Source organism: Amycolatopsis sp. NPDC003865 (genome assembly GCF_053605345.1).
The window spans coordinates 55877-78962 of record NZ_JBSGJA010000029.1; the positions used below are offsets into that span (position 1 = coordinate 55877).

At 69.4% G+C, this 23086-nt stretch carries 23 protein-coding genes and 1 tRNA gene; 13 read left to right on the top strand and 11 right to left on the bottom strand.

Features of this window, described 5'->3' with window-relative positions; genetic code table 11:
• Positions 1–91: 91 nt before the first annotated feature.
• The 3 genes from ACWEVP_RS43770 (at position 92) to ACWEVP_RS43780 (ending at position 2334) form a co-directional block, all read left to right on the top strand.
• Positions 92–721, top strand: a complete 630-nt coding sequence (locus ACWEVP_RS43770) for a nucleoside deaminase (protein WP_452068499.1) — start codon at positions 92–94, stop codon at positions 719–721.
• A 75-nt stretch (positions 722–796) separates the two neighbouring features.
• Positions 797–1297: a SigE family RNA polymerase sigma factor gene (locus tag ACWEVP_RS43775; RefSeq protein ID WP_452068500.1), complete on the top strand. Its 501-nt coding sequence runs from the start codon at positions 797–799 to the stop codon at positions 1295–1297.
• Positions 1297–2334 carry a hypothetical protein gene (locus ACWEVP_RS43780; RefSeq protein WP_452068501.1) on the top strand — a complete coding sequence of 346 codons (1038 nt, stop codon included), beginning with the start codon at positions 1297–1299 and terminating at the stop codon, positions 2332–2334. Before ACWEVP_RS43775 ends, ACWEVP_RS43780 begins: the two co-directional genes overlap by 1 nt.
• 46 nt (positions 2335–2380) lie before the next feature.
• On the opposite strand, the gene ACWEVP_RS43785 is transcribed toward ACWEVP_RS43780, so the two are convergent.
• The 8 genes from ACWEVP_RS43785 to ACWEVP_RS43820 all read right to left on the bottom strand — a co-directional run bounded on the left by ACWEVP_RS43785 (position 2381) and on the right by ACWEVP_RS43820 (position 9189).
• Positions 2381–6337 carry a hypothetical protein gene (locus ACWEVP_RS43785; protein WP_452068502.1) on the bottom strand — a complete coding sequence of 1319 codons (3957 nt, stop codon included), beginning with the start codon at positions 6335–6337 and terminating at the stop codon, positions 2381–2383.
• A complete protein-coding gene (locus ACWEVP_RS43790; RefSeq protein ID WP_452068503.1) occupies positions 6337–6654 on the bottom strand; it encodes a hypothetical protein in 318 nt (105 codons plus the stop codon). The genes ACWEVP_RS43785 and ACWEVP_RS43790 overlap by 1 nt, the downstream gene beginning before the upstream one ends.
• A gap of 160 nt (positions 6655–6814) precedes the next feature.
• The gene (locus ACWEVP_RS43795) at positions 6815–7378 is read right to left on the bottom strand and encodes an alkaline shock response membrane anchor protein AmaP (RefSeq protein ID WP_452068504.1); all 564 of its coding nucleotides are present in this window, start codon (positions 7376–7378) and stop codon (positions 6815–6817) included.
• Complete coding sequence (locus tag ACWEVP_RS43800; RefSeq protein ID WP_452068505.1) at positions 7375–7902, bottom strand: DUF6286 domain-containing protein; 528 nt, start codon at positions 7900–7902, stop codon at positions 7375–7377. Before ACWEVP_RS43800 ends, ACWEVP_RS43795 begins: the two co-directional genes overlap by 4 nt.
• On the bottom strand, positions 7899–8273 hold the full coding sequence (locus ACWEVP_RS43805) for an Asp23/Gls24 family envelope stress response protein (RefSeq protein WP_452068506.1): 375 nt from the start codon (positions 8271–8273) through the stop codon (positions 7899–7901). The genes ACWEVP_RS43800 and ACWEVP_RS43805 overlap by 4 nt, the downstream gene beginning before the upstream one ends.
• Positions 8274–8276: 3 nt before the next feature.
• The gene (locus ACWEVP_RS43810) at positions 8277–8453 is read right to left on the bottom strand and encodes a hypothetical protein (protein WP_176170725.1); all 177 of its coding nucleotides are present in this window, start codon (positions 8451–8453) and stop codon (positions 8277–8279) included.
• A gap of 11 nt (positions 8454–8464) precedes the next feature.
• Positions 8465–8740, bottom strand: a complete 276-nt coding sequence (locus ACWEVP_RS43815) for a hypothetical protein (RefSeq protein ID WP_452068507.1) — start codon at positions 8738–8740, stop codon at positions 8465–8467.
• Positions 8737–9189, bottom strand: a complete 453-nt coding sequence (locus tag ACWEVP_RS43820; protein ID WP_452068508.1) for an Asp23/Gls24 family envelope stress response protein — start codon at positions 9187–9189, stop codon at positions 8737–8739. The genes ACWEVP_RS43815 and ACWEVP_RS43820 overlap by 4 nt, the downstream gene beginning before the upstream one ends.
• 182 nt (positions 9190–9371) lie before the next feature.
• Here ACWEVP_RS43820 and ACWEVP_RS43825 point away from each other — a divergent pair, with 182 nt between their 5' ends.
• Positions 9372–9581 (top strand): CsbD family protein, encoded by a 210-nt coding sequence (locus tag ACWEVP_RS43825; protein ID WP_452068509.1) that lies wholly within the window; start codon positions 9372–9374, stop codon positions 9579–9581.
• 244 nt (positions 9582–9825) lie between these two features.
• On the top strand, positions 9826–10920 hold the full coding sequence (locus ACWEVP_RS43830; protein ID WP_452068510.1) for an alpha/beta hydrolase: 1095 nt from the start codon (positions 9826–9828) through the stop codon (positions 10918–10920).
• On the opposite strand, the gene ACWEVP_RS43835 is transcribed toward ACWEVP_RS43830, so the two are convergent.
• Both ACWEVP_RS43835 and ACWEVP_RS43840 read right to left on the bottom strand, forming a co-directional pair.
• The gene (locus tag ACWEVP_RS43835; protein WP_452068511.1) at positions 10910–11497 is read right to left on the bottom strand and encodes a TetR/AcrR family transcriptional regulator; all 588 of its coding nucleotides are present in this window, start codon (positions 11495–11497) and stop codon (positions 10910–10912) included. The genes ACWEVP_RS43830 and ACWEVP_RS43835 overlap by 11 nt on opposite strands.
• Before the next feature lie 142 nt (positions 11498–11639).
• The gene (locus tag ACWEVP_RS43840) at positions 11640–12305 is read right to left on the bottom strand and encodes a TetR/AcrR family transcriptional regulator (RefSeq protein ID WP_452068512.1); all 666 of its coding nucleotides are present in this window, start codon (positions 12303–12305) and stop codon (positions 11640–11642) included.
• Between the two features lie 46 nt (positions 12306–12351).
• Between ACWEVP_RS43840 and ACWEVP_RS43845 the strand changes: the two genes are divergently transcribed.
• Complete coding sequence (locus ACWEVP_RS43845) at positions 12352–13023, top strand: ABC transporter ATP-binding protein (protein WP_452068557.1); 672 nt, start codon at positions 12352–12354, stop codon at positions 13021–13023.
• Positions 13024–13145: 122 nt separating this feature from the next.
• Here ACWEVP_RS43845 and ACWEVP_RS43850 read toward each other — a convergent pair.
• Positions 13146–13218, bottom strand: a tRNA-Ala gene (locus ACWEVP_RS43850).
• Positions 13219–13492: 274 nt separating this feature from the next.
• On the opposite strand from ACWEVP_RS43850, the gene ACWEVP_RS43855 reads away from it, so the two are divergent.
• The 7 genes from ACWEVP_RS43855 (at position 13493) to ACWEVP_RS43885 (ending at position 23085) form a co-directional block, all read left to right on the top strand.
• A complete protein-coding gene (locus ACWEVP_RS43855) occupies positions 13493–15670 on the top strand; it encodes an RICIN domain-containing protein (RefSeq protein WP_452068513.1) in 2178 nt (725 codons plus the stop codon).
• Positions 15671–15838: 168 nt separating this feature from the next.
• Positions 15839–16408: an HdeD family acid-resistance protein gene (locus tag ACWEVP_RS43860; RefSeq protein WP_452068514.1), complete on the top strand. Its 570-nt coding sequence runs from the start codon at positions 15839–15841 to the stop codon at positions 16406–16408.
• 14 nt (positions 16409–16422) lie between these two features.
• Positions 16423–17352, top strand: coding sequence for a ribonuclease Z (locus ACWEVP_RS43865; protein ID WP_452068515.1), 930 nt, complete (start codon positions 16423–16425; stop codon positions 17350–17352).
• A 10-nt stretch (positions 17353–17362) separates the two neighbouring features.
• Positions 17363–19015 (top strand): FAD-dependent oxidoreductase, encoded by a 1653-nt coding sequence (locus ACWEVP_RS43870; protein ID WP_452068516.1) that lies wholly within the window; start codon positions 17363–17365, stop codon positions 19013–19015.
• Complete coding sequence (locus ACWEVP_RS43875) at positions 19012–20433, top strand: ATP-binding protein (RefSeq protein ID WP_452068517.1); 1422 nt, start codon at positions 19012–19014, stop codon at positions 20431–20433. The genes ACWEVP_RS43870 and ACWEVP_RS43875 overlap by 4 nt, the downstream gene beginning before the upstream one ends.
• On the top strand, positions 20433–21926 hold the full coding sequence (locus ACWEVP_RS43880) for a carboxylesterase/lipase family protein (RefSeq protein WP_452068518.1): 1494 nt from the start codon (positions 20433–20435) through the stop codon (positions 21924–21926). Before ACWEVP_RS43875 ends, ACWEVP_RS43880 begins: the two co-directional genes overlap by 1 nt.
• Before the next feature lie 82 nt (positions 21927–22008).
• Positions 22009–23085 carry a hypothetical protein gene (locus ACWEVP_RS43885; RefSeq protein ID WP_452068519.1) on the top strand — a complete coding sequence of 359 codons (1077 nt, stop codon included), beginning with the start codon at positions 22009–22011 and terminating at the stop codon, positions 23083–23085.
• Position 23086: the final 1 nt, after the last annotated feature.

Consider the following 23086-nt stretch of genomic DNA (forward strand, 5'->3'; position numbering starts at 1 on the left):
CTGCCTCCTAGCCACGCGGCCGGCGGTTTCCATCGGCGTTGACGGCTCGCTGACAAGGTACAACGGGCTGACGGCGTGCCATGATGGTGTGGTGGGCGCAGACGTGATCACGGCGTGGCGCGAGGCCGGCCCGGGCATCACGCGAAGCCTGGAGCTCGCCCACCTGTCCTTCGTCGCCGGCGGCCTGCCGGTCGGCGCCGTGGTCCTGGACCGCGGTGGCGACGTGGTGGCCGAGGGCCGCAACCGGGCGTACGACCCGCCCGGCGGCGACGACCGGTTGCAGGGCAGCCCGATCGCGCACGCGGAGATGAACGCGTTGGCCCGCGTGTCCGTCGACGCGGATCTGTCCTCGGTCACGCTGTGGAGCTCGCACCGCCCGTGTGCGATGTGCGTGGCAGCGTGCGAATTCACCGGCGTGGGGGAGGTGCGGTTCGTGGCGCCCGATCCGTCCGACGCCGAGCCCGGCCCCGATCCGGCCGGTGTGGACGGCTGGTGGCCGGTCGTCGCGAACCTGCTCTTCCTGGCCGCTGTCCGTGCGTATTCCGGCGCGGATGCTCCGATGCTCCGGCGCGCTCGGGACCGCGAGCCGGAGATCCTCGACCTGCTCGCCACGGTTGCGCCGGAACAACTGCGGACCGCGACCCTGCCGGCCGCGCTGGAGCCGATCTGGCCGGACGTCGTCCGTGCGGCACACGCGCGCCGGCGCCGCCTCGGCGGTTGATGCCCCGGGGCCCGGTTCGCGAGGAAGTCGTGCGCGGAAGTACACGGATCGCACGCCACGGCAGTCTTCCTGGTGATGGCTGACTACGAGGACTTCGTCCGGGGGCACCTGCCGCGGCTGCTGCGCTACGCGACGATGCTGACCGGGGAGCGGGAACAGGCCGCCGATCTGGTGCAGGACGTGCTGGTCAAGGCGTACCGGCGGTGGTCGCGGATCAGCGACGCCGACCACCCCGACCGTTACGTCCTGCGGATGGTGACCAACGACTACCTGTCCTGGCGCCGCAGCCGCGCGGCGCGGCTGATCGCCGTGGGCGACCCGCCGGAGCAGGCGCGGCCGGACGACTTCGCGTCGGACCACGCGGCACGCGAGGACATGTGGCAGCGCCTGGCGCGGCTGCCCCGGCGCCAGCGCGCGGTGGTGGTGCTCCGGTACTACGAGCAGCTCGCCGACGCCGACATCGCCGACCTGCTCGGCTGCGCCCAGGCCACCGTGCGGGCCCACGCGCGCAAAGCCCTGACGACCCTGCGAGACGGCCTGCGCATCGACCGGATGGCCCAGGCGAAGGAGAGCTGATGGACCTCGAGAACCTGATCAAGGACACGTTCACCGCCCACGAGCCCGACGCTCCCGACAGCGACCAGGTGCTGGCGGCCACGCGTCAGCGCCTCGACGCCAGGCGCGCCGTGATGAGCCGCCCGCTCGCGGCCGGCGCCGGGGTGGTCCTGCTCGCCTTGGCCGCGGTCGCCGTCGTCGCGCTGAACCGGCCCGCGCCCGACAACCAGGTGGCCACGGGCACCGGCGGTCCGGCCGTCGCCGAGGCGCCGGCCAAGCCGGCCATCGCGGAGCTGCCCATGCCCTTCTCGCTCGGCTGGCTGCCGGCGGGCAAGGCCGACTACCTCGCGCGCCGGATCAACATCGGTGGCAGCGCGGCCACCCCCGACAAGCCCGTGTACGGCGGCGAGTACCTCCTGACCATCACGTCCGGGCGTCAGGTGCTGATGGTGGACGTGCAGGAAATGCGGATGATGCCGGTCGGGCAGGCGGCCTTCAAGTCCGGCCCGGGCCGGCCGGTCACCGTCGGCGGACGGGCCGGCGTGGAGAGCTCGCACTCCGGCGGCCCGGGCGGTTACGAGCTGTACCTGACCCACCCGGACGGCGGCTCGCTGTACGTCAACGTGGCCGCGGAGCCGGGCAGCACGGCGTCGCCGCAGCAACTGATCGACGCGGGCCGCCGCGTCGCGGAGAACATCGCCTTCCCGGGCGCGACCAAGGTCACCCCGGCGTTCGGCCTCGGCGAGCTGCCCGGCGGCCTGCGGATGTGCGCGTTCGACGTCGAGAAGAGCGGCCCGGGCGGCGGCCCGCGCACGAGCTACTCGGTGGGCACGTGCAGCACGCTCCCGCCGATCCAGGTGCGCGGCGACGAGGCCGGCCAGGTCCGCGGCACCGCGGGGAAACCGGTCCAGGGACACGAGACCCGCTACCTGGACGAGGGCGGTTACGGCACGCTGTGGATCCTCAAGGCCGTCCACGGCGAGCCGATCGCCGTCGCGGGCCGCGGCGGGCAGGCGGAGCTGTACGCCGTCGCCGACCACCTCGTCCTGCCCCGCTGAGGCCCCACGGGGGGCGGACCGGTGACGCGGCCGGTGCCGAATCTGTTCAACCGGCGAATTCTGCGACTTCGTTCTGGTCGTCGTCATGGCTGTCGAGTGATCGTAGCTTCCAGGCCGCAAACCTCGCGACAAGGTCGGCTCGGCCGGTCTTGGCGACAGCGAATGCCATAGGTTCAGCCAAAACGTAAGACAGTCTCCGGTTCGAGTCGTTTTCCAGTTCGGTGAGTTCCGACGTCACGGCCGGCACGAGGTCCCTGTGGGCCGCGTTGGCGAGTTCGAGCAGTCGAACTCCGCGGAGGAAGTCGCTGTCTGTCGCCACTTGGCGCAGTGTGGTGAGCATTCCTGCGCGTTGCTCGATGGAAACGGCGATCGGGGATGACAGGGCGACCAGAATATCCAACTGTGTACGAGCGAGAACGTCAGGGTGTGCCTTCAACCAGGTGAATGCCTCAGGGAGGACTTGGCGAGCCAAGTCGGCGATCTCGGGCACACGAACGAGTGTGCCGAGCATGGCTCGCCAGTTCCGTTCGTTGGCTTCTGGGTGGGTTTTCAGCCAGGTGAATGCTTCGGGGAGGACTTCGCGAGCCAAGTCGGCGATCTCCGGCACGTGCCCGAACGAACCGAACGCTCTGAGGATGTTTCGCCGAGTTCGTTCGTTGGCTTCTGGGTGGGTCTTCAGCCAGGTGAATGCCTCGGGCAGGACCTCGCGGGCCACATCGGCGACCCCGGGCACGTGTCCGAGTGAGCCGGCCATGCCGACAATGGTCCGCCAGTTCCGTTCGTCGGCTTCCGGGTGTGCTTTCAACCAGGCGAATGCCTCAGGGAGGACTACGCCGACCAAGTCGGTGACCTCGGGTATGCGATTGGACGGGCCGAACGCACTGAGCGCGCCGAACAGGGTCCGCCAGGTCTCTTCGTCGGCTTCCGGGTGTGCTTTCAACCAGGCGAATGCCTCAGGGAGGACTACGCCGACCAAGTCGGTGACCTCGGGTACGCGATTGAACGGGCCGCACGAACTGAGTGCGGCGAGCAGCGTTCGCCATGTTTGTTCGTCGGCTTCCGGGCGTGTTTTCAACGAGGTGAATGCCTCGGGCAGGACTTCGCGGGCCAAGTCGGCGATCTCGGGTAGGTGACCGAACGCGCCAAGCGCGGTGAACACGGTTCGCCAGGTCCGTTCATCGGCTTCTGGGTGCGCTTTCAGCCAGGTGAACGCCTCGGGAAGGGCTTCGCGGGCCAGGTCGGCGATCTCGGGTAGGTGACCGAAAGCGCGGAGCGCGGCGAGCGCGCCGAACAGGGTTCGCCAGGTTTGTTCGCTGGCTTCTGGGTGGGATTTGAACGAGGTGAATGCCTCGGGGAGGACTGTGCGAACGGCGTCGGCGATCTCGGGTAGGTGACCGTAGGCGCCGAGTGTGGTGAGCGTGCCGAACAGGGTTCGCCAGGTTTGTTCGCTGGCTTCTGGGTGGGATTTGAACGAGGTGAATGCCTCGGGGAGGACTGTGCGAACGGCGTCGGCGATCTCGGGTAGGTGACCGTAGGCGCCGAGTGTGGTGAGCGTGCCGAACAGGGTTCGCCATGATTTTTCGTCGGCTTCCGGGCGCGCTTTCAACCAGTCGAATGCCTCCGGGAGGACTACGCGAACGGAGTCGGCGATCTCGGGTAGGTGACCGAACGCGCCCAGTGTGCCAACCATCGTTCGCCAGGTTTGTTCGTTGGCTTCCGGGTGGGCTTTCAACCAGGTGAATGCCGCCGAGAGGACTTCGCGGGCCAAACCGGCGATTTCGGGCAGGTGGCCGAACGCGCGGAGCGCAGCGAGTGCGCCGAACATGGCTCGCCAGATCTGTTCGTCGGCTTCCGGATGTGCTGTCAACCAGGTCAGTGCTCGGGGGAGGGTTACGGGGGCCAGTTCGGCCGCATTGGACAACCGCTCCATGGTAGTGAAGAACGCAACCCACTCGGTCTCGTTGTTTTCTTGGCAGGAACACAGCCAGTCGATCAATTCCCGCACGACGATCTTGCCGTGCGCCTCGTTGCCGCCTGCGTCCGTCTCGGCAAATGACAACAGCGCGCGGACCACACCTTCTTTGCTGTTGGGTGCGGTGACGAGCCACTCGAGGGCCACTGTGAGCAGGCGGGCGCTCTGGTTCTCGTCGAGCAGGCTGTCAGTGCTCAGCATGGGCACCAATGCCTCAACGACACGCTCCGCGCGTGATGGGCGTTCCACGTCGTCGGCGGTCAGGAGATCGTTCTCCAGCCACCTGTACACCGGCTCCAGCAGCGAAACCGTCTCGCCGGCGGGCAAGGTTTCGAGCAGCCAGCTGACCTGTCGTGCGTCTGCGATCCAGCCGGCATCCTCGCGCAGGCTCGTGGTCAGCCGATCGATGATGATCACCCGGAGTTCCTTTTTCCATCTGGCGATGTCGATGGACTCCGGTGGTCCTGCTGACAGGTCGGCGATCTTGAGCGTCCACGGTAGGTCGATTTCCAGCAGGAACTTTCGCTCCTGGGGGTGCAGCTCGTTGGAAGACAGGTGGTACAGCTGCCAGGCGGCGAGCCAGCTCTGGTTGTTTTGAGCGGTCAGGCACCGGCGTAGCACAGCGCGGAAGTTGAGCCGTGCCGACCGAGACGGCTGTAGCGCGCGTACCAGCGCGCAGAGCGTCTTCGTCTCGGCGTTGTCGTCGGAGATCGCGGCACTCCAGTACGTGGAGAACCTCCTTGAGAGCTGGTTCACCTGCGCTGGCTTGCGCGCAAGGATCAGCTCCGCCAGCTGCGGGACAGCAGTCGGCACCCGCGCGGACACGTCGATCACGGTCTTGTCGACGTCCCAACCGCTCGCCGGCCGATGCTGCCACGCTTCCCGCGCCACTCGCGCGTGCGTGGCGCCGATAAGCCGGCCACCATCGCTGGGCGTGTGTACGGAGAAGATTCGCCAGCCCTCCCGCGTCACCAGGTTCTGCAGGACATGTGCCAGCTGGCTCGGCGGGGTCTCGTCCAAGGTATCCGAGAGGAATTCGTGAAGCAGCGCCTCTGGGCACAACACGTAATTCTGGTGGAAAAAGCAGGTCACCGCGAACGCGACGACCGCCCAAGGTAGGTGCCGTACCTCTGTGGTCGGGTCGATCGGGACGCCGTCGTTCAGCGTCATCCACATACGCTGCATGATGTCGCGGAACGACTCACCGGCCGTGGCCTCCATGGCCACGACCAGCAAGTCCTCATCGGTGGACAGCGCGTCCGCCAGATTGCGACCATGCAACACCATCAGCTGCTCGCGCTCCGACACGGACGGTCGGGACACATCGAAGGTCCGGCCCAACACCTGCTTGCCGAATAACCAGTGAGCGAACTTCTCGAACAAGAAGTCCGGGCTCGCACCCAGCACCGCGATACCTTGGTGCTGCGGCTTGCCGAGCGCCTGCAACAGTTCCACCCAGCCGGAGTTGGCGAAGAATGGATCGTCGACCAGCGCGAGCACCGGCTTGCCGGCGGCGGCAAGCTGATCCAATGCCCGGATGTAGGCGGTGGTGTCGGCGTGCGTCACCCGCTCGGTCTTCACACCGAAGTCGGCGACCACGCACTCGCCCGCCATCACCAGCATCGCCGCCACCCGGCGGACCAGCGTCGTTTTCCCTGATCCCGGCGCGCCCAAGACGAACAACGAATGCAGTTGCATATCCGTGCCACGCGTTATCGGATCCAGCAGTGCGTCACGCACCGCAACGCACAACGCCTCGGTTTGATCCCTTTCGATGAACCGCAACTCGGGATCGTTGCCGTGGACGACGTCGGCCCAGTCCGGAGACCGCGCCACGTATATCCGTTTGGGCTTGCGGGCCTGTTCCGCCAGATACTCGCGATCCACGACCAGGAACGGCAGCGCTTCCTCGGGATCACCGTGGTAGATCACCGTCATGTCATGCCCGGCGACGTGGTTGCCGGTGAGGTTGACGGTTCCTTTCTCGACGACCGGGCCCTCGATTCGGTCCTGCGCCTTGTCGCGGGCCATCAGCGTTTCTTGCCTCGGCGGCCGGGATGGTTGACGGTCAGGTCGTGCCCGGCGACGTACTCGCCCTTGAGCGTGATGTCGCCTCGCCCGGTGACCGGCCCCTCAACCGTTCGCGGTTCCGGTTCGGGCGACTGGTTCCCCGCCAGACTTCGGTGTGTCACGAGCGCGGTCACCCCGGCACCGATCAGCAGCGTGAGCCCGAAAGCGATCCAGGCCCACAGCGCATCCTTGCTCAGCTGGTTCCCCAGCACCCCAGCGACGGCAGCCGCCACGAAGCTTGCCCCGCTGCCGGCCACCGCAACCGCTCGTGCTCCCATTGTGCCTCCAGCGCAGAACACCATCCCAGGGAGAAATGGTCGCCGACCTCCCCACCCTAGTCGTGTGGCCGCCCCAAATCGTTACCGGAGAACGTAAACCGAGCGTCACACATCCTGAATGAACACCGACAAGCGTTCCGGCTCGAGCAACGATGGCCCGTCAGGCGACGCGGGAACTGGCAGCTGTGGTGAAGCGCAGCTCGACCCGGGTGGGCAGGTCGTCGAGGTCGAGCGCCTGGCACAACCGCGGCACGCCCTCCGCGCGGATCCGGTCGCGGATCTCGGAGGGATCGCCGTCCTGCTCGACCGAGACGACCGCGAGCAGCTCGGGGTGGTCGCGGTTCCCGATGAGAGACGCGGACGCGGTGCGGACGCCGGGGTAGCCGCGCAGCTCTTCGGTGAACGGCCCGACCGCCGCGGTGGTGGCCAGCTCGGTCCGGCCGGCGTCGGGATCGGCTTCGAAGTGCCAGGTGCGGCCGGCCGGCTTGCGGACGAGCTGGGCGGCCAGCCAGCGCAGCCCGGCCAGTGCGACGACGATGCCGGCGGCCGCGGTCACGGACAGCACCCAGGTGGGGGGCAGCTCGGTGCCCGGCACGATCGGCCGATCCCCGCCGAGCGCCGGGAGCCAGTGGAAGCGGATCGCGGCCGGCACCGCGCCGGCGGCGATCAGCAGCAGGCCGAACGCGGCCAGCAGTGTCCGGTTGAGACGGGCAGGACGGTTCACGACGTGCTCCTCACCGCGCGAAGACGGACCTTGACCTCGGGGCGGCGGACCGGGTCGATCCGGTCGAGGCGGGCGGCGACGGCGACGCGGACCGCGTCGGCGATCCCGTCGGGGCGAGTGCGCCGGGTCCACACCCGGACCCGGACGGTGTGCCGCCGTACCTTGAGCCGCACCTTTTCCACGCCGTCGACCCGCGCCGCGGCCGCCCGGAGGGTGACGCCGAAGCTGTGGCGCGAAGCACCCGCGTCCGGCTCGCCGCGCAGCGGAAGCACGGTGAGCTTCCCCGGCAGCACGGCCGCGAGCACCAGGACCAGGCCGAGCAGGGCGACGGCCCCGCCGGTGATGACGACGGGCAGCTCGGCCCAGCGGACGTCGTGCAGCCGCCGGGCGGTGGCGCCGTAATCCAGCCACGGGCGCTCGCCGAGGATCATCTGGATGGCCACGATCGCGGCGAGCGCGCCGGCCGCGGCCAGCACCAGCGCGATCAGGGCGGCCGGGGTGCTACGGCGGGGGCGGCGTTTCACGAGACCCTCCTCGACGACGTGGCCGGCGCGTGCAGCGCGGTGACGGTGATGTCCACCCGTTCGACGTCGAGCCCGGTCAGTTCGCTCACCCGCGCGCGCAGGTGGGCCCGGGCCTGTTCCGTGGTGCGGGCGACCGAGGCCGGGTAGGTGATCGACAGCCGGGCGGCCAGCCGTACCCGGTCGCCGTGGACCTCGGCGTCGACCTTCACCGAGCGCTCGGCGCCTTCGCCGCCGAGCGCGACCCCCAGCACGCGCCCGGCGGTGCCGCCGACTTCGCCGATCTCGCGGGCGGCGTGCGCGGCGATCCGTTCGATCGCGTGGCCGGAGACGACCAGTTCACCCCGCTCTTCGGCGGGCACGGTGGCGGTCATGGGTCAGCCCCGGTCCCGGCCGAACAGCTGGACGAGGTCGATCTTGCCGTCGAGGTGACGGCCGATCAGGAACCCGATCGCGCCGAGCACGAGCACGGCCAGGAACGCCCCGAACCCGCCGAAGGCGAGCGCGAGGCCGAGCACGAGGCCGGTCAGCAAACCTGTCCTGGTGGCATTCATGGGAACCTCCGTCAAGAAGTGGTGGGTGCGGCCACGTCGCCGACGAATACGCGTACGGGCCGGTCGAGCGGGCCGAGCGCTGCGCGGATCACGGACACCGCTTCGGCGACCGTGGCCGGATAGCGGAGCACGACGCCGACGGTCACCTCGTCGTCGGCGACGCGGACCCCGGCCACGCGCCGGCCGGGCAGCAGCGTCGCGATCTCCCCGACCCGGCCGCCGTGCGGGCCCGCCACTTCGGGCAGGCCCGCCACCGCGGCGGCGATCGCGACCGCGTCGGGTGTCACTGCACCCGGCCGGTGTCGGCGCTCTGCTCGTCGGCTTCGTCGCCGGGCAGGTTGAGGTCGCCGACGGCGATGTTGACCTCGACGACCTCCAAGCCGGTCATCCGCTCGACCGCGGTGATCACGTTGCGCCGCACCGAGCGCGAGAGGTCGGCGATGGACACGCCGTACTCGACGACGAGCTGCAGGTCGACCGCGGCCTGCTTTTCGCCCACCTCGACCGAGACGCCCTGTCCCGCGGAGGCGGTCGCACCCGGGATGCGCTCCCGGATCGCGGAGAAGGCGCGGGCGGCGCCGCCGCCGAGGGAGTGGACGCCGGGCACTTCCCGGGTGGCCAGGCCGGCGATCTTCTGCACCACCGTGTCCGCGATCGTGGTCGCGCCCTGGCTGGTGACGAGGGCGCCGGTCGCCTCGGTGGTGGTGGCAGGCGCCTTCGTGGTCGTCTCGGCCATGGTGTTCCTCCTTCGTCGAGTGGACGGTTGTGCCGGGAAGACTCGGCACGGACCGGAATCGTCACGGCCTCGTTCGTGTGAACAGGCTCACGCGACCGGGGAAGTGACGAACGGCCCGGCGAGGTGTCTTGATGAACAGGACTGTCCACAGGGGACGGTGTCCGGCACGGGAGGAGCGGCTTATGTCGTTGGGCGACAAGATCGGGAACAAAGCCGAAGACTTCGGCGGCAAGGCCAAGGAGACGGCGGGCAAGGTCACCGGTGACGACGAGCTGCGCGCCGAAGGCCGAGCCGATCAGGCCAAGGCCGGAGTCAAGGACGCGGTCGAGAACGTCAAGGACGCGGTCGGCGACGCTGTGGACAAGGTTAAGAACGTCTTCAAGAAGGACTGAACCACCCAGGAACCGGTGGCCGGCGAGACTCGAGGGAGCGAGCCGGCCACCGGCCTCCTTTCGGTGCTCGATCACCGCGGGGAACCTGCGGGCGAGCCTCGCGCGGGACATCGCGATCGCCCTCGCCGGTGCGCAGCCCGGCTGCGGCTGTTTCTTGACTTCCAATCAAGAGGGTCCTAGCCTTCGCGTCGACCAGTTCTTGATCGCAAGTCAAGAGCGGCGGGTGAGCTGAATGAGGCAGGCGATGGAAGCTTCGGCGGAGAAGGACAGCCGCACCGCGCCGGTGCGGCGGGACGTGTGGTTCGAGTCCGGGGGCGTGCGGTGCGCGGCGTGGCTGTACGCGCCGGCCGCGGAGGGCGGGCCTCGGCCGCTGGTGGTCATGGCGCACGGGCTGGGCGCGGTGCGGGAGTGGCGGCTGGACGCGTTCGCGCAGCGCTTCGCCGCGCAGGGGTGGGTGGTGCTGGTGTTCGACTACCGGTATCTGGGGGCCAGCGAGGGGTCTCCCCGGCAGTTGCTCGACATCGGCGACCAGCTCGACGACTGGCGGGCGGCGCTGGCCTACGGCCGGTCCCTGCCGGAGGTCGACCCGGACCGGATCGCGGTGTGGGGGACGTCGTTCGGCGGCGGGCACGTGCTGCGGATCGCGAGCGAGGACCACGATCTGGCCGCGGTGGTGGCCCAGTGTCCGTTCACCGACGGTCCGGCGTCGTTGCTCTCCCGGTTCCGGTCCGGCCCGGTGAGCATGGCCGGGCTCGTCATCGCCGCGCTGCTCGATGTCGCCGGGTCGGTGTTCCGGAGGAAGCCGGTGCTGGCCCCGGTGGTCGGGGTGTGGTGGATGCCCGCGTTCCTGGTGTCGCGGACCGCGATCGCCGCGGCGTCCAAGCTGATCCCGGCGGGGTCTCGGCTCTCGCCCCGCACCGCCGGGGTCCTGGCCCGGGTCCCGGCCGTGGGCAAGGGATTGTCTGAGACCGTCGAGACGGGCGGGCAGCCGTTCCGCCCCGGCGACACCGCTGTCGGCCGCGACACGATCTGGGGTGTCATGAGTGGCCCGGACGGTGGCGGCGACAGCGCCAACGCGATCGCGGCCCGGCTCGCGTTGCGGTTGCCGCTGTACCGGCCAGGCAAGGACCTGCGCAAGATTGCCGCGGCGACCTTGCTGTGCGTGTGCGACGACGACCGCGCCGCCCCGGCGCGCACCACGGCCCGCCTCGCGGCCGGGCAGGACCACGTCCAGGTCAACCACTACGACGGTGACCACTTCGACATCTACGTCGGTGACCTGTTCGAGCGTGCCGTCGCGGACCAGATCCGGTTCCTCGCGGACCGGTTCAGCCGCTAGCCGACCCGCCGTCGGGGGAACCCGGCACGGCGGCGATGCCGCGGGCACTGCGCACCAGCGTCTCGACGACGGCGCGATCGCCCGCGGCGTCGCCCGCGTGGGTCAGCATCCCCTCGACGACGAACACCCCGATCCGGGTCATCGCGTCCTGCTCGGCCGGCGGCACGCCCAACGCGGCCAGGTGCCACCGCAGGATCGTCTCCACCTGCGCGTGGAAGCCGTCGTGCCACCCCCGCAGTGACTCCGATGCCGCGACCCTGGCGTGCACCGTCGTGATCAGCCGGTCGACCCGCCGCAACTCGCCGACCGCCCACAACAACTGCTCGACGGGCGGCTCGGCCGAGCGTTCCGCCACGCCGGCCAGGAACTGCGCGAACAGCGCGTCCAGGACGGCGACCAGTACCTCGTCCTTGTCCTTGAAGTACCAGTAGACGGTGTTGGAGGTCACCCCCGCCTCGCGCCCGATCCGCGTCACCGTCGTGGGTTCGTAGCCGTCGTCCACGAACAACCGCGTGGCCGCGGCGACGATCTCACCGCGTTTCTCTTCCCGGTCCTGCGGGCGTCGGTTACGCGGCATCTCCCACCTGACCAGATCGGTAACGCTGAAACCCCACTGTAAAGGGGGAGGGCGCCACAGGCGGTCCCGCCCCGGCACCGGACCCCGCGCGATCGTTTCTGTCCGCACGTCGAGCTGTCGAATGCCGCTTGCCGTGGACCTGCTACCGCGGCGTGCGTTGGTCCGGACGTGCCGCTTCGGCTTTCGCCGACGAAATGAGGTAGGCGAATGTCAACTCGGTCGTCTCGAGGGCCCACGCTTCCCAGGACAGGTCATCGGGCCAATACCGGCAGGTGGCCGCGCGGTGCACGCACGCACCGATGATCGTTCGGGCAACCATTCGGATGGCCTGGACTTGGTCGTGGCGGGAGATCTCGTGCAAGTAGGGGCTACTGGAGTCGACGAACGCTTCCTGAATTGCGGCAAGCGCTTCCAAGCCGCGCTCGCGGCCTTCCGCGCGCTGGCCGTCGAGCAGCTCCGAGAAGATCCGGTCGTGGCTGGCGAACGTGTGCGCCAGGGCTTGAGCGAAGGCGCCGAGGGTCTCGCGTAGTCCAGGTGCCGACACGCGGAGTGCTTCGCCGACGTTGGTTTCGAGTTGCCTGAGCAGTTGATCCTTTACCGCGTGCAGGAGCTGTTCCTTGCCGGAGAACCGGCGGTAGATCGCGCCCACGGACAGCTCCGCCTGCTCGGCGACAGCGCCGACGGTGAACTCTTCGAGCCCGCGGTGGGCCAGCACGTGCTCGGCGGCCGCCAGCACCTTCTGCAGTGACGCACGGCTCCGAGCCTGCTGAGGCGGGTGGAAGCCGCGCTCGTCGGTCTGCTTGCTCACCGGCCGCACGTTACCTCCAGCCGAACAGGGGCGATGGACCCCGCCAATACGCATCGAGGTGCCCAACGCCCACGTCGACTTCCCGATCTTCGACGCCAAGACCCGCTCGATGAAGAAGCAGGACATCACGCTGTCCCTGGAGGAAGGGGACCGGGTCGGCCTGGTCGGGCACAACGGCGCCGGCAAGTCGACCTTGTTGCGGCTGCTGTCCGGCATCTACGAGCCGACCCGGGGAAGCAGCCGGGTCGTCGGCCGGATCGCGCCGGTGTTCGACCTCGGCGTCGGGCTGGACCCGGAGGTTTCGGGCCGGGAGAACATCCTGATCCGGGGCCTGTTCCTCGGCATGAACCGCAGGCAGATGGAGAAGCGGATCGACGACATCGCGGAGTTCACCGAGCTCGGCGACTACCTGCACCTGCCGTTGCGCACCTACTCGGCAGGCATGCGGGTCCGGCTCGCGCTCGGCGTGGTGACCACCATCGACCCCGAGATCCTCATCTTGGACGAGGGCCTCGGCGCGATCGACGCCGGATTCCTCGCCAAGGCTCGCTCGCGACTGGTGGACCTCGCCCGGCGCTCCGGGGTGCTGGTGTTCGCCTCGCATTCCGACGAACTGCTCGCCGAACTGTGCACCACGGCTCTCTGGATGGACGAAGGCAGGATCCGCATGAGCGGCTCGTTGCGCGAGGTCATCGATACCTACAAGTGCCGGGTGTAGCCGCACTTCTTGCCGGCTGGGTGATCGGTGGCCGTTGAGCCGATCACCGATGATCGAACCCGGAACGCAGAAAACCCCTCCGAACAGCCCGAAAGGCTGAAACGAAGGGGTTTCTCACGATGTGGAGCTAAGGGGACTCGAACCCCTGACCCCCTCACTGCCAGTGAGGTGCGCTACCAGCTGCGCCATAGCCCCGGAGCGAAGTTCAACTCCGCATCTCGTGTGTCCATACATTACACCCCGCCCAACACCCCTCCACGCGGGGGTCCCCACAGTCCCCGCAACCCGCTGACCTGCGTTTTTACGCCTTATTTTTAGTCGTGTATTGACTCCCGGTGTGGCCGCCGTTACATTTTGCGCGGTTGTGACGCCGAGGTCCCCGCCCGTTACGCCGCGTCTACCCAGACCGGGCACGCCTCTGCCGTTTCCTGCTCTACGAACGCCGCCCACGCGGCAGAGGAGGTTTCGCATGAAGAGGACGTTGGTGCTGCTCGCCGCAGCATCAGCCCTGGTCGCGGGCATGACGACCGCGACCGGTGCCCACGCCGCCGTCACCCCTGATGGCTGGTACACCGTGACCGCCGCCAACAGCGGGAAGTGCGTCGACGCCCGGGCCGCCGGGACCACCGACAGCACCGTCGTGCAGCAGTACTCCTGCAACCAGACCGCCTCGCAGCAGTGGCAGTTCCAGTCCACCGGCGACGGCTACTTCCGCGTGAACGCCCGCACCAACCCGGCCGCCGCCTGGGACGTCAAGGACGTCTCCACCGCCGATGGCGGCCTGCTCCAGCTCTGGACCTACGGAGGCGGCGCCAACCAGCAGTGGCAGGCCGTCGACGAGGGCAACGGCCGCTACCACCTCGTCAGCCGCAACAGCGGGAAGTGCCTCGACGTGCCCGGTGCCTCCGCCGCCGACTCGGTTCAGCTCCAGCAGTACTCCTGCAACGGCACCGCCGCCCAGTCCTTCACCCTGAACCCCGTGAACACGACCCAGCCCGGCCAGCCCGACTTCGGCCCGAACGTCGTCGTCTTCGACCCGTCCATGTCGAGCTCCACCATCCAGAGCCGGCTCAACAGCATCTTCGGCCAGCAGGAACGCAACCAGTTCGGCAGCCAGCGGTACGCCGTGATGTTCAAGCCCGGCACTTACTCGAACGACGTCAACGTCGGCTTCTACACCCAGGTCCTCGGGCTCGGGCTGAGCCCGGACGCGGTGAACATCAACGGCGCCGTGCACGTCGAGGCCGACTGGTTCCCGCCGCAGAACGCCACCCAGAACTTCTGGCGGGGCGCCGAAAACCTGTCCGTGACCCCGAACGGGGGCGCCGACCGGTGGGCCGTCTCCCAGGCCGCGCCCTACCGTCGCATGCACGTCCGCGGCGACCTGCAGCTCGACGACGGTGGCTGGGCCAGCGGCGGCTGGATCTCCGACTCGAAGATCGACGGCCAGGTCCGCTCCGGCTCGCAGCAGCAGTGGATTTCCCGCAACTCGCAGTTCGGCAGCTGGAACGGCTCGAACTGGAACATGGTCTTCGCGGGCGTCCAGGGCGCCCCGGCGAACACCTTCCCGAGCCCGCCGTACACCACGGTCGGCCAGACGCCGGTCGTGCGCGAGAAGCCGTTCCTCTACATCGACGGCTCCGGCAACTATCAGGTCTTCGTCCCGAGCGTGAAGACCAACGCGTCCGGCACGAGCTGGGCGAACGGCGCCGCGCCCGGCACGTCGATCCCGATCGACCAGTTCTACATCGCCAAGCCCGGCGCCACCGCCGCGGACATGAACGCCGCGCTCGCCGCGGGCAAGAACCTGCTGGTCACGCCGGGTGTCTACCACCTGAACCAGGCGCTGCACGTCGCCCGGCCGGACACCGTCGTGCTCGGCCTCGGCATCGCCACGCTGGTGCCGGACGGCGGCGTCACCGCGATGAACGTCGACGACGTCGACGGCGTCAAGGTCGCCGGCCTGCTGATCGACGCCGGCACGACCAGCTCGAACACCCTCATGCAGGTCGGCGCGGCCGGCTCGACCGCGGACCACTCGGCCGACCCGACGTCGCTGCACGACGTGTTCTTCCGGATCGGCGGCGCGAACGTCGGGAAGGCGACGAACAGCCTGGTCGTCAACAGCAACAACGTCATCGGCGACCACATGTGGATCTGGCGGGCCGACCACGCCGACAACAACAACTACGTCGGCTGGACCACCAACACCGCCGACACCGGGCTCACGGTCAACGGCAACAACGTGACGATGTACGGCCTGTTCGTCGAGCACTACCAGAAGACGCAGGTCGTCTGGAACGGCAACGGCGGCCGGACGTACTTCTTCCAGAACGAGATGCCCTACGACGTGCCGAACCAGGCCGGCTGGATGAACGGGTCGACGCTGGGCTACTCCGCCTACAAGGTGGGCCCGAACGTCACCAGCCACGAGGCGTGGGGGCTGGGCAGCTACTGCTTCTTCAGCACCAACCCCTCGGTGGTCAGCGCGCACGCGTTCGAGGCGCCGACCAACCCGAACGTCCGGTTCCACGACATGGTGACCGTCTCCCTGGGCACCCAGGGCCGGATCAACCACGTCATCAACAACACCGGTGACATCACCCCCGACGGCACCCGGCCGTCGAACCTGGTGAGCTACCCCTGAGCAACCGGCGTGCGTCGTGGTGGCGGCCGCGGCGCACGCCGGTCCTTCAAGCCCGCGGTGGTCCACAATGACCGGACACTGTGGACGTGTGGCCCGAACGGGTGGTGAATCGCGCCACCCGATCGTTTTGTCGCGATACTGGGTGCCCCGACACCCGAGGAGCGACTCATGACCTCCTTCGCAGCGTTCTCCGTCGTCGAGCCCCGCAAGGCGTGGCCGATCGCCGCCGTCCGCGGCGTGTTCGCCGTGCTGTTCGGGCTCTTCGCACTCATCTGGCCCGGCGCCACGGTGCTCGTGCTGGCGATCCTGTACGGCGTCTACGCGATCGTCGACGGCATCGGCGGCCTCATGCAGGCCTTCCGCCCGGGCGACGCCGCCCACCGCGCCGCCTACGGAATCCTCGGCGTGCTCGGCATCATCGCCGGAATCCTCGTCCTGGTCTGGCCCGGCATCACGGTTCTGCTGCTGGCCCTGCTGGTCGGCCTGTGGGCGATCGTCACCGGCGTCGCGGAGATCGCCGCGGCGATCCGGCTCCGCAAGCAGATCCAGGGTGAGGCCTTCCTCATCGCCGCCGGCGCGCTCTCCGTGATCGCCGGTGTCCTCATCGTGATCAACCCGATCGCCGGCGCGTTCGGCATCGCGCTGCTCGTCGGCATCTACGCGCTGCTCTACGGGATCATGCTCCTGGTGCTGGCCTTCCGGCTGCGCAAACTGGGGGACACCACCCCCGCCGCCTGAGTAGCGTGCGCGGGGTGTCGACCCGCGAACTGGTGGTGCTGGGCACCGCGAGCCAGGTGCCCACGCGCCACCGCAACCAGAACGGCTACCTCCTGCGCTGGGACGGCGAGGGCATCCTCTTCGACCCCGGCGAGGGCACCCAGCGCCAGATGCTGCGGGCGGGCGTGGCCGCCACCGACCTCACCCGGATCTGCGTCACGCACTTCCACGGCGACCACAGCCTCGGCCTGCCCGGCGTGATCCAGCGGCTGTCCCTGGACAAGGTCCCGCACCCCGTCCACGCCCACTTCCCGGCGTCCGGCGCGCACTACTTCGAGCGGCTGCGGCACGCGACGGCGTTCTACGAGCAGGCAGACCTGCGCGAACACCCGATCACCGACGACGGCCCGATCGCCACCGGGACCAAGTTCACCCTCGACGCCCGGCGGCTGAGCCACCCGGTCGAGGCGTTCGGCTACCGGCTGACCGAGCCCGACGGCCGCACGATGCTCCCCGCGAAACTGGAGGAACACGGCCTCAGCGGCCCGGACGTCGGCAAGCTCCAGCGCGAGGGGCGCCTCGGGACCACGAGCCTCGAAGACGTCAGCACGCCGCGACCCGGCCAGCGCTTCGCGTTCGTGATGGACACCCGCCTCTGCGACGCGGTGTACGCCCTCAGCGAAAACGCGGACACCCTGGTGATCGAGGCGACATTCCTCGCCGAGGACACGTCCCTGGCGAAGGACTTCGGCCACCTGACCGCCCAGCAGGCCGCCCGCGTCGCCGCCGAATGCGGCGTCCGGCAACTGGTCCTGACGCACTTCTCGCAGCGCTACCCCGACCCGGCGCGGTTCCTGGAGGAGGCGAAAGCCGAGTTCGACGGCGAGATAGTCGTGGCCGAGGACCTGGAGCGGGTCCAGGTGCCGAAACGCCGGTCCTCCCCAGCGGAGCACCGGGCGCCGTAGGCTGCATCTCGTGAGCCAGCCGATCCTGATGACCGTCGACGACGATCCCGCCGTGTCCCGCTCGGTCGCCCGCGACCTGCGGCGCCGGTACGGGAAGGACTACCGCGTCATCCGCGCCGACTCCGGCCCGGACGCCCTCGACGCGCTGCGCGAGATCAAGCTGCGCGGCGACGCCGTCGCGGCCATCCTCGCCGACTACCGGATGCCGCAGATGGACGGCATCGCCTTCCTCGAGAAGGCGATGGACCTGTTCCCGCACGCCCGTCGCGCCCTGCTGACCGCCTACGCCGACACCGACGCCGCGATCCAGGCGATCAACGTCGTCGACGTCGACCACTACCTGCTCAAGCCGTGGGACCCGCCGGAGGAGAAGCTCTACCCGGTGATCGACGCGCTGGTCGAGACCTGGAAGGCGGTCGGCGACAAGCCGGTCGAGGAGGTCAAGCTCATCGGCCACCGGTACAACTCGCCGTCGTTCCACCTGCGGGACTTCCTCGCGCGCAACGCCGTGCCCTACCGCTGGTACTCGGTCGAGGACGACGAAGCCTGCCGGATCCTGCAGGCCGCGGAGGCCACCGAAAAGGACATCCCGGTCGTCGTCACCCCGGACGGAACGGTGCTCAAGAACCCGTCCGGCGGCGAGATCGCGGACGCGGTCGGTCTGTCGACGCGTCCGGCTCAGGAGTTCTACGACCTCGTCGTGATCGGTGGCGGCCCGGCCGGGCTCGGTGCCGCCGTCTACGGCGCGTCCGAGGGCCTGCGGACCGTGCTCGTCGAGAAGAAGGCGACCGGCGGCCAGGCCGGCACCAGCTCGCGCATCGAGAACTACCTCGGCTTCCCCGACGGCGTCTCCGGCGCGCAGCTGACCGACCGCGCGCGGCGCCAGGCGCAGAAGTTCGGCGCCGAGGTGCTGACCGCGCGCGACGTCGTCGGCCTCGAAGCCCGCGGCTCCTCCCGGGTCGTCACGTTCGGCGACGGCAGCGAGATCGCCGCCCACTCGGTGATCCTCGCCAGCGGTGTCACCTACCGGGCGCTCGACGCCGAGGGCATCGAGGAGCTCACCGGCCGCGGCGTCTACTACGGCTCGGCCGCCACCGAGGCCCCCGAGTGCAAGGGCGAGCACGTCTACATCGTCGGCGGCGCCAACTCCGCCGGCCAGGCCGCGGTGTTCTTCTCCCGGCACGCCAGCGACGTCACGATCCTGGTGCGCGGCGAGTCGCTCGAAGCCTCGATGTCGCACTACCTGATCGAGCAGATCGCCGGCATCGAGAACATCCACGTCCGCACGCACACCACGGTCAAGCAGGCCCACGGCGACGAGCACCTCGAGCGGCTCACGCTGTGCGAGAACGGCGTCACCGAGACCGTCGAGTCCGGCCACCTGTTCATCTTCATCGGCGCCGCCCCGCGCACCGACTGGCTCGGCGACGACATCCACCGCGACGAGCACGGCTTCGTGTGCACCGGGCCCGACCTGCTGAGCGCCGGGCAGCGGCCCGCCGGCTGGCCCCTCGACCGTGATCCGCACTACCTCGAGTCGTCCATCCCCGGCGTGTTCGTGGCCGGTGACGTGCGGGCGCAGTCGGTCAAGCGGGTGGCGTCCGCGGTCGGCGAGGGCGCGATGGCCGTGACGCTGGTACACCGGTACCTGGAGGAACAATGAGCGCACTGCCGCGGGAAGAGCTTCGCGGGCTCTTCCTTTTCGAACACCTTTCCGAAGACCAGCTCGACTGGATCGCCGACAACGCCGTGCTCGAGGAGTACGCGGCCGACTCGACCGTCATCAGCGAGGGCGGCGAGGCGACCTGCTTCTACGTCCTGCTCAACGGCGCGATCCGGATGACGCGGCTGGTCAGCGGCACCGAGGTGGAGACCAACCGGTCCGACCAGCGCGGCGCCTACTTCGGCGCGACGCAGTTCTTCGTGCACCAGGAGAGCGAGCACACCTACAACGCCACGGTGCGCGCGCTGTCCGACGTCACGTTCCTGGCGCTGCCCTCGAAGGAGTTCTCCTTCGAGTTCCGCCGGTGGTTCCCGATGGCGACGCACCTGCTCGAAGGCATGTACCTGGGGTGGCGCAACAGCGACACCGTGATCGGGTCCCGCCGCCGGCTGCTCGCCCTCGGCGAGCTCTCGGCCGGGCTGACGCACGAGCTGAACAACCCGGCCGCGGCGGCCGTCCGGGCGACGTCCGCCCTGCGCGAGCGCGTCGCGGGCATGCGCCACAAGCTCGCCTTCCTGGCCAAGAAGGACATCGACCCGGAGCTGCTCTACCAGCTCATCGACGTCCAGGAACGCCTGGTCAAGCAGGTCGCGCAGGCCGAAAAGCTGTCCGCGATGCAGCAGGCCGACCGCGAGGACGAGATCACCGACTGGTTCGAGGACCGCGGGATCGACCAGGGCTGGGACCTCGCCGACATCTACGTCCGCGCCGGCCTGACCACGGCCGACCTGGACCACGTCCTCGAGCAGGTCGGCGACACCTTCATCGACGGTGCCGTCCGCTGGCTCGCCTACGCGCTCGAGACCGAGATGCTGATGGGCGAGATCGAGGACTCCACCACGCGCATCTCCGCGCTGGTCGGCAAGGCCAAGCAGTACTCCCAGATGGACCGGGCGCCGCACCAGTGGGTCGACGTCCACGACGGCCTCGACTCCACGCTGGTGATGCTGTCCGGCAAGATCGGCAGCGGCATCCGCGTCGTCAAGGAGTACGACCGCAGCCTGCCGAAGATCCCCGCGTACCCCGCCGAGCTGAACCAGGTCTGGACGAACATCATCGACAACGCCCTGGGCGCGATGAAGGGCGACGGCACGCTGACGCTGCGCACGTGGGGCGAGAACGAGCAGATCCGCGTCGAGATCGGCGACACCGGGCCCGGCATCCCGGCGGACATCAAGCCGCGGATCTTCGAGCCGTTCTTCACGACCAAGCCGGTCGGCGAGGGCACCGGGCTGGGCCTGGACATCTCGTGGAAGATCGTCGTCGAACGCCACCAGGGCGACCTGCGCGTCGAGTCCGAGCCCGGGAACACCCGGTTCGAGGTCTGCCTGCCGACGGTCGAGCAGGCCTCGCTCTGATGGCTTCCGTCCCGACGGTCACGACCGAGCTCGGGGCGCTGGTGGGGCTGGCGGGTGACGGCGTCCGCGCCTGGCGCGGGGTTCCGTACGCCCGCCCGCCGGTCGGTGAGCTGCGGTGGAAGGCGCCGCGGCCGCCGCTGCTCTCGGGCGGCGTGCACGTCGCGACGGAGTACGGGCCGCACGCGATGCAGTCGCCGGACCCGATGAACCCGGCCGCGGTGTGCGACGAAGACTGCCTGTACCTCAACGTCTGCACACCCGACGGAACCGCGCCCGACGGTGGGTGGCCGGTGCTGTTCTGGTTGCACGGCGGCGGCTACCGCGTCGGGCACGGCGAGCAGCTGGGCGACGGCGAGGAGTTCGCGCGCGCCGGGATCGTCGTCGTCACGATCAACTACCGGCTCGGCTCGCTCGGGTTCCTGCACCTCGCCGGGATCTTTGGTGAGTCCGAAGCGGACGCCGGTGTGTGCGGGTTCCTCGACCAGGTCGAGGCCCTGAAGTGGGTGCGGCGCAACATCTCCGCGTTCGGCGGCGACCCGACGCGGATCACTGTCTACGGCGTCTCGGCCGGCGCGAAGAGCGTCGGGAATCTGATGGGCAGCCCGCTGGGCCTGGGGTTGTTCGCGCAGGCGATCAGCAGCAGCGGCGGCGCCGACCACGTGGCGACGCCGGAAGCCGGGACGGCGCTGGCCCGGCGGCTCCTCGCCGAGGTCGGCTGCGACGACATGGACGCGCTGCGGGCGTTGCCCGCCAAGGAGTTCGTCGAAGCGCAGGAACGGATCCTCACGGGGTTCCAGGCGTTGTGGCTGTGGCGCCCGACGCTGCACCCGCGCGTGCTGCCGGAGGTGCCGATCGAGCCGATCCGCCGGGGGAGCGCGGCCGGGATCCCGGCGCTGGTCGGCTGCAACAGCAACGAAGGCAGCACGTACGCGCTGATGCTCGGCGACGACGTCGCGACGGCGCCGGCTTCCGGTGTGCTCGAGGGCATCCTCGGCCGCGAAGGCGCTTCGCACCTTCTCGAGACGTACCTTCGCCGCGTGCCCGACCTGAAGGCCGCGAAGATCGCCGCGATGGGCGACGAGCGCTACGGCATTCCGACGCAGCGGCTCGCCGACGCGCAGTCCGCGCACGCGCCCGTCTACCGCTACCGCATCGACATCGCCGCGCCCGGCGTGCCCGAACAGCTCGACGGCGGCCACGGCACCGAGACGACGATGGCGTGGAAGACGCCGCTGCCGCTCGCCTCGCAGGGGTCTGCCGTCAACCCGAAACGGGAACGCGCGGCGTTGCTGATCCACCGCGCCTGGGTGCGGTTCATCCGGGACGGCGTCGCGGACGCGGACGGTCCCGAATGGCCGCCCTACGGCCCCGAACTCCGGCCGGTGCTGGTTTTCCGGGAAGACACCGATCTGGTGCTCGATCCACGCTCCGACGAGCGAAAAGCCTGGGGCGACACGGAATGGGCGTCCGGGACCTGGTTCCCGGTGACCTGAGACCGTTCCTTCACCCGCCGTTCACTTCGAACCGGCTCGCTCCCGCGTCCAATGAGCGAAGGCCCGTCGAGGGGAGTGGCTCGTGAAACGCCGGGTGTCGATCGGACTGGCCGTGGTGCTGGTGCTGGCCGTCGCGGGGGTGATCATCTGGGGCCGCGGTGACGACAGCGCCGCCGGCTCGGCGACGACGGTCCGCGGGGTGATCGGTTCGGAGAAGCAGGCCTTCTTCACCGACCAGCGCGTCGTCGACGCCTTCGCCCGGCACGGCCTGAAAGTCGAGGTCGACACGGCCGGCTCGCGGCAGATCGCGACGACCGTCGACCTCGGGAAGTACGCCTTCGCGTTCCCGTCGTCGTCGCCCGCGGCGCAGAAGATCCAGCGCGACCGCAAGGTGACCACGGTCTACACGCCGTTCCAGTCGCCGATGGCCGTCGCGTCCTTCGAGCCGATCGTGGCGCTGCTTCGCGCCGATGGCGTGGTCCACAAGGGCGCCGGCGACTACGACGTCCTCGACATCGCGAAGTACCTCGACCTGGCGAAGGCCGGCACGCGCTGGGACCAGCTGCCCGGCAACACCGCCTACCCGGCCCGCAAGAACGTCCTCGTGACGACGACCGACCCGCGCGAGTCGAACTCCGCGGCCATGTACCTGTCGATCGTTTCCTTCGTGGCCAACGGGAACGCCGTCGTGAGCACCCCCGACCAGGAGGCAAAGGTGCTGCCGTCGGTGGCGAAGCTGTTCCTGGACCAGGGGTACACGCAGAACAGCACCGAAGGGCCGTTCGAGGACTACCTGTCGGCGGGCATGGGGAAGACGCCGCTGGCGCTGATCTACGAGTCGCAGTTCGTCGGCCGCGTGGTGAGCGGCGACGGCTCGATCCGGCCGGAGATGCGGATGCTCTACACCGCGCCGACGGTCTACTCGAAGCACACGCTGGTGCCGTTGACCGGCGATGGCGACAAGGTCGGTCAGCTCCTCGCGACCGACCCCGAGCTGGGCAAGCTCGCCGCGACGTTCGGCTTCCGCACGACCGACCCGAAGCTGTTCGCCGAGGTCGCCGCGCCGGCCCACGTGCCCGCCGACCTGGTGGACGTCGTCGAACCGCCCTCGTTCGAGACCCTCGAGCGGCTGCTCGACGCCGTCGGCAAGCAGTACTGAC